The sequence below is a fragment of the Polynucleobacter sp. 35-46-11 genome (genome assembly GCF_002281105.1).
In genome coordinates this window covers 1-5,900 of record NZ_NCFJ01000127.1, presented here as the reverse complement: position 1 = coordinate 5,900, position 5,900 = coordinate 1, and the positions used below count along the sequence as shown (strand labels likewise).

The following is a 5,900-nucleotide window of genomic DNA, read 5'->3' as shown; positions in this document are numbered from 1 at the left end:
AACCTTCAATACCAATCTTACATTCCAAGCGCCGCAAACACTTGCTTTGCTGCCACAGCTTTTCTATCAATCACCTAAGCCACTCGTTGTTTGGGTAACACCGCCTTCAGCAGCGCCTCCTACACAAGCCTAATTGTTTTTTAGGGCATAGCCTAGCTATGTAATTGGCAATCATGTTGCCGTGATGTTGTGTGGAGAATTAAATGTTATTGAAGCAAAAGAAAATTAGCGCATGCATCGGCATGCTATTTGGATCAATGTTGATATCTAGTGGCGCTCAGGCTCAAATTGCACCACCACCTGATTACGATCAGAAGCTGGCTGATATGGTGGTAACTGCCACAAAATCAGGTACTACCCTCAAAGATATGACTCAAAACACCACAATTTTGACTAAAGAAGAGTTGGAGATTGCACCTGAGCAAACGATTGATCAAGTTCTTAAAAACCAGACAAGTGTATTTTTGAACGATCAGCCTTACTATCAAAAAGATCCAACAGGTCAAAGTATTAATGTTCGTGGATTGGGAAATGCTAGAACCTTGGTGCTGATTGATGGTGTACCTGCTAACGATGCAATGTACGGAACGGTGCAGTGGAATCTAGTGCCAATGTCAGCGATTCAGGATGTTGAATTTATCCGCGGTGGCGTTTCTAGTCTTTATGGAAATATGGGTATGGGAGGTGTGATTAACATTACTACCAAGCCCATAAGTGATAACAAGGGGGAGGTGTCGGGAAGTCTTGGATCTTACGCAACTGGGACGGCAGCCGTATCAAAAGAATTTGCAATAAGTGACTCCTTCAAGTTGAGAGCTTCTGCTGATTACTTTAGTACCGAGGGTTACCAAAATATCGCAACAATTTCCCCAGCTTCGCCAGCCGCCATTAAGCGTGGAATGGGAAATGAAAGTGCTGAGAGTGCTAACTACCGTTTACAGGGATCCTTAAAGGTTAGTCAGGATACTGATGGCTTCTTTAATTTCGGGCTTCATTCAATGTCCAATCTGCCTGTTGGAGGTTATAACTTTGCTAGAAAATCTACCAATGAGACAACGCTTTCCGGCGGCACCACTACTAGGCTGAATTCCAGTGAGCAGGTGCAGGTTAATGCTTTCTATGAGAACACGACCTTGCAGCAGCAAAATGTAGCCTCAAATAGCCCATATATTAATGCTACTTTCCATAACCCCTATTACCAAGTTGGGGGATCAGCTCAATATACGAATAACTTACAAAATTCAGTAATTGATCAACTTATATTTAGTGCCGATGCAAAGCAGTTGTCAGCATCAAATTTTCAAAATAACTATGCCTCGCCTGGTTCTGCAAATTTCCAAACAAGTAATCTCGGTAGATTAACCTCGCAGGTTGTTGCGGAGGGCACGCAAAACTTTTTAGGCATATTGGGGCAACTCAAGTCAAATCTTAAATCCATTCCACTGCAAGCAACTCTGTCAGCTAGGGTTGACAACTGGACTAGCCAGATCCCTACGAATTACACGCAAGCAGTTGGTGGGGCACAGGTAAGTACGGCCGTTCCCAATCAATCTAAAACAAAATTCAGTCCGAATTTAGGCCTTTTATATCGCGCCTCTAGGGAGTTAGATTTCAGGGCTGCTGCTTATCAAGCTTTCCATGCTCCCGGTTTGAATAATTCAATCCGTAGCTATGGATCGGGAGCAAGTTACGTTAGTAATAATCCATTTTTAACCCCGGAGAATATGACTGGGTATGAGATTGGGTCTGACTATCGCTGGAAATCTGGATTCATTCAGGTAACAGGTTTTAATGCGAATGTTACAAATGCTATTGCTACATACACCATGACTGGCGCCCAAATTGCGAGCACTTGTGCGCCAGTCTGTAGTGCTGGTGCCAAATCGTATAGTAATGATCAATCACTTCGTAGTGCTGGATTGGAAGTGCAGGCGCATTATGACATTAGCTCTAAATGGGCAACAGACCTTGGCTATACATTAACCAAGGCTGTATTAACTTCCACTTATGGGGCAATTAGTCAGGCGTTGAACCCGACAGGCTCTCAAATTGCGGGCACTCCTAGGAATATGGGTAGCGCGAGCGTTACTTATTTTCCAATTCCAAAGGCAAGCTTGACTGCCTCAGTTCGCTACATTGGAAATTCTTGGTATGACACAGCCCATACTAGTCCAATACCGGCATATGCTGTAGTGGGTGCAAGGGCTAACTACGAGGTAACACCAAATGCAACTATTTACTTGAGCGCTGTGAACTTATTGAACCGTAATTACATAACATTTGGTTCTGGCTCTCAATATATTGCTGGTCAGCCTCAAACAATCACCGTTGGTGGTCGGATAACATTTTGATAACAATAAAAAACTCGTTTCATTTCATGCTACTTGACGTGGCCAAGGTTTTAATTCTGAGTCTCTTGGTATGGGGCGGGATTGATCTGGCTGTTGCTCAAATGGACCACTCATCCCATTCCGGGATGAATAAGTCTGCCAAGTCCCCTTCATCATGCAAGGGGTCAGGCTTGGATTGTGCGAGTGCTGCAACGCCATTTCTAGGTAGTGATGGTAAGTTGCTTCTAGCTTGGACTGGCGGCGGAGTTGTTTCGTTCGCCAAGTCTGATGATATGGGAAAAACGTTTAGCCCCGCTGTAAAAATTGCTGAACATGGAAAGTCGCTTGATTCTGGAAGTGATGCTCGACCACAAATTGTTTCCGATTCAAATGGAAATATTTTTCTGGCATATGCCTTCTTCAAGGATTCTAATTGGAACGCTCAGATTAATACTTCACGCTCTAGCGATGAGGGTGCCACTTTTTCAGCTCCAACATCTTTGATTGAGGATGGATCCAGTCAGCGCTTTCCATCGGTGTTAATTAGTCCTGATAACTCTATTTTTATGGCATGGGTTGATAAACGTCTTGTCTCTGCAGCTAAGCAAGGAGGGGAAAAAAGATTGGGGGGGTCGATCGCCTATTCCTTTTCTACTGATGCTGGTAAGACGTTTGGGGTTGAGCGTATTGCCAATGAACATAGTTGTGAGTGTTGCCGAATTGGGGCCGCATTGAGTTCCGCTGGAGAAACTGCAATTATTTATAGGGCAATCTTCCCTGGTGGTATCAGGGATCATGCTACCCAGATTGTCTCTCCAAAGGCTGCTGAGCCGATTCGACGTGTTTCTGATGATCAATGGCGGACGGATGCCTGTCCTCATCATGGGCCAACCATTGCCATTTCAGAGACTGGAAAAATGCATGTGGCTTGGTTTACGCAAGGCGAACGACGCTCTGGAGTTTTTTACGCGAATTCAGTCAATCAGGGTCGTAGTTACTCTAAGCCTGTAAGGGTTGGCGCCGATGGGGCAAATGTATCTAGACCATACCTTTTGGCTCTTGGTCAGAATATTTACTTGGTATGGAAAGAATTTAATGGAAGTGTTTCTACTGTTTATATGAAGCGCTCTCATGATGACGGTGGCACATGGTCAGTTCCCAGGGCGATTTTCGAAACATCTGGTTACTCAGATCATCCGCTACTTATTTCACAGCAGGGCAAAGTCTACCTGTCCTGGTTAACACGCATGGATGGTTACCAGCTAATCGAGTTAGGAAAAAATAATGAATAGATTGATATTTGCATTTGCGATGATGTTCGCAGCAATAAGCATATCAATGGCTGACACTGGAGTGCTAAAGCCATACCAGAGCGGGGATTGGGCTTCCATTGCAAAAGCTTCTAGTGGCTCTCCAATGGCCATTCATTTCTGGGGGGTAACTTGCGCTCCTTGTGCAAAGGAGATGCCTCAATGGGGAAAATTTGTTGCCGCTAATAAGAAAGCCAACGTTATCTTTATTCAAGTTGATGATGTATCACCTCAAATGATTCAAAAGATGCTGATCAAGGCAAATCTTGATAAAGCAAATAATTACTACGTGAGCACGGTCTTCGATGAACAACTACGCCATGAGATAGATCCCAAGTGGCGCGGGGAGACTCCAATAACAATCCTAATTGATAAAAGTGGCAAGGCGATCAGAAAAACTGGCCCCATGAATTTCCCCCAGCTTCAAGCGTGGTTTGGTTTATAAGATGAAAATTTTTGATGTACATCAAGTTGCCAATTCAATTAATTAAGAAAATAAACTGTTTTATTAAAAAAGGAATGTCACTATGTTTTTGAAATCACTTAAAGCTGTTGTTATTGCAGTATTAGCCACTTTGTCACTTTCAGCTTTTGCTGGCGCTAATGATCCGCTCTTCATTAATCTTTCAACAGATGAATTGCATCGCTCAACCATGGCTATCAATTTTGGCAAACATCATTCTGCCAATGGCCATCCGTTGACTATTTTCTTAAATGACAAGGCGGTGATGATGGGTGTGAAGGCTGGCTCTTCTAAATTTGCTGACCAGCAACAGGCTTTATCTGAAGTGATTGCTAGCGGTGCTTTGGTCATCATGTGCCCAATGTGTTTAAAGCAGGCTGGTTTTACTGAAGCCGATCTGATTTCTGGTGTAAAGCTGGGTAGTCCTAAAGTAACTGGTGACGCCTTATTTAAAGACGGCACCAAGACGATGAGCTGGTAATAGAGATTCGCTTTCTTATCTATGTATTTTATTAAGCGCCGCAAGCTCGTTCACTGGATAGCCGCTTTGGCTATCTTGCTGGGTGCGCTTGCGCCTGCTGTTTCACAAGCCTTATCTTTGGCTAATAGTGGCCAAGGTTTTGTAGTTGAGATTTGTTCTGGCAATGGCAGCAAGATGACTCAGGTCATCGGTGATGATGAGACTTCCTCATCACCCGCTATGGGTAGTCACTGCCCATACTGCGTAGTTCAGCCAATCTATTTATTGCCTAGCGTTAGTGCATTTGAGTTTGTAGCCCAACTAGGCTATGTAGCTCAATCATCAAGCTCTTATCAAGCCCCTCAGATAATTTCTGCATGGGTCAAACTTCCATCTAGAGCGCCGCCCACTCAGTCTTAAATCACTTTGTTGACATGGTTTTGCCATGTCGTTTGGCAAGAAGGATTGCCTTTGGTTTAAGAATAAATGCGGAGGTTTAGATGTACGCCATTATTGAGCGCCCCGAAAATGGGGCAACAGCAAAACAGATTATTGTCCAGTTATCCGAGAAAATGTCGCTGCCAAGTGATCAGATTCAGGGGCATTATTGTGATAATCGGTTCCCGTCGCGCAAGCCTGTAGATCGCTATTCTTGTGTAGAGCTAATTCGTTTTATTTGGATCAATCAATCGTCTAGAAGAGCATTTGTCGTCAAGCTTCCCAAGGATTTACCTTCAGACGATGCTTTTATTCAAAGTTTTGATGATCACTACTTAGGATATGTCCCTCAAAAGCTTGGAAGATCGTATTTAAAGGATTTAGCCATTCTGCATAAGAAGATTAAGGACATCGAAAAATATAAGCGCCAGCTAGGTACGGGTATTTTTGCTTTGATGGGTACAGCCGGTATGAGTGCCTTCTCTAAGAGGGAGCTCAGTAGCTTGTTGTCTGAGCAAGCAAAATCTCTAAGACCCGTCTATGCCATGATTGATGAGCGCTTAGAGGTCTTAAAGGGGGAACTATCCAGCAAAGGGGATATCTTTCAGCGTGGCAGCAGTTTTAGCTACTACGATAGGTTGGCAGCATGAGCCAATGGCTAAGAAAGTTACCTGGCTATCAAGTTTATGAGCCAGGTCTGGAGCGCAAGATCTTGCATGAGCTCCCCCAATTTATTGTTTTGGGTGGTTTGGCTTTAGGGCTACCAAGTTTATTGGCTAGATTCCTGCTCTCTGCAAAGGCACAGCGAATTATTGATATCTTAGTTATCGCCACGGAGATCTTTTTTCTGGGTATGGTCATGACCTTGGCTATTGCGGCCTTTATTGTCATGCTCTCAA

7 protein-coding genes are annotated in these 5,900 nt (G+C 43.9%); all 7 read left to right on the top strand.

The window, feature by feature from the left end; all coding sequences use genetic code 11:
* Positions 1 to 203 precede the first annotated feature (203 nt).
* Entirely contained in the window at positions 204 to 2,351 is a 2,148-nt protein-coding gene (locus tag B7Y67_RS09755) for a TonB-dependent receptor (protein ID WP_293598480.1), read from the top strand.
* A gap of 26 nt (positions 2,352 to 2,377) precedes the next feature.
* Positions 2,378 to 3,622 carry a sialidase family protein gene (locus B7Y67_RS09750; protein WP_293598479.1) on the top strand — a complete coding sequence of 415 codons (1,245 nt, stop codon included), beginning with the start codon at positions 2,378 to 2,380 and terminating at the stop codon, positions 3,620 to 3,622.
* A complete protein-coding gene (locus B7Y67_RS09745) occupies positions 3,615 to 4,085 on the top strand; it encodes a TlpA disulfide reductase family protein (protein WP_293598478.1) in 471 nt (156 codons plus the stop codon). The genes B7Y67_RS09750 and B7Y67_RS09745 overlap by 8 nt, the downstream gene beginning before the upstream one ends.
* An 82-nt stretch (positions 4,086 to 4,167) precedes the next feature.
* Positions 4,168 to 4,584: a DsrE family protein gene (locus B7Y67_RS09740; RefSeq protein WP_293598477.1), complete on the top strand. Its 417-nt coding sequence runs from the start codon at positions 4,168 to 4,170 to the stop codon at positions 4,582 to 4,584.
* Between the two features lie 21 nt (positions 4,585 to 4,605).
* Positions 4,606 to 4,983, top strand: a complete 378-nt coding sequence (locus B7Y67_RS09735; protein ID WP_293598476.1) for a DUF2946 family protein — start codon at positions 4,606 to 4,608, stop codon at positions 4,981 to 4,983.
* Positions 4,984 to 5,063: 80 nt separating this feature from the next.
* Entirely contained in the window at positions 5,064 to 5,651 is a 588-nt protein-coding gene (locus tag B7Y67_RS09730) for a hypothetical protein (protein ID WP_293598475.1), read from the top strand.
* The coding region (locus tag B7Y67_RS09725) for a hypothetical protein (RefSeq protein WP_293598474.1) at positions 5,648 to 5,900 on the top strand (253 nt) is incomplete at its 3' end. The genes B7Y67_RS09730 and B7Y67_RS09725, both read left to right, overlap by 4 nt.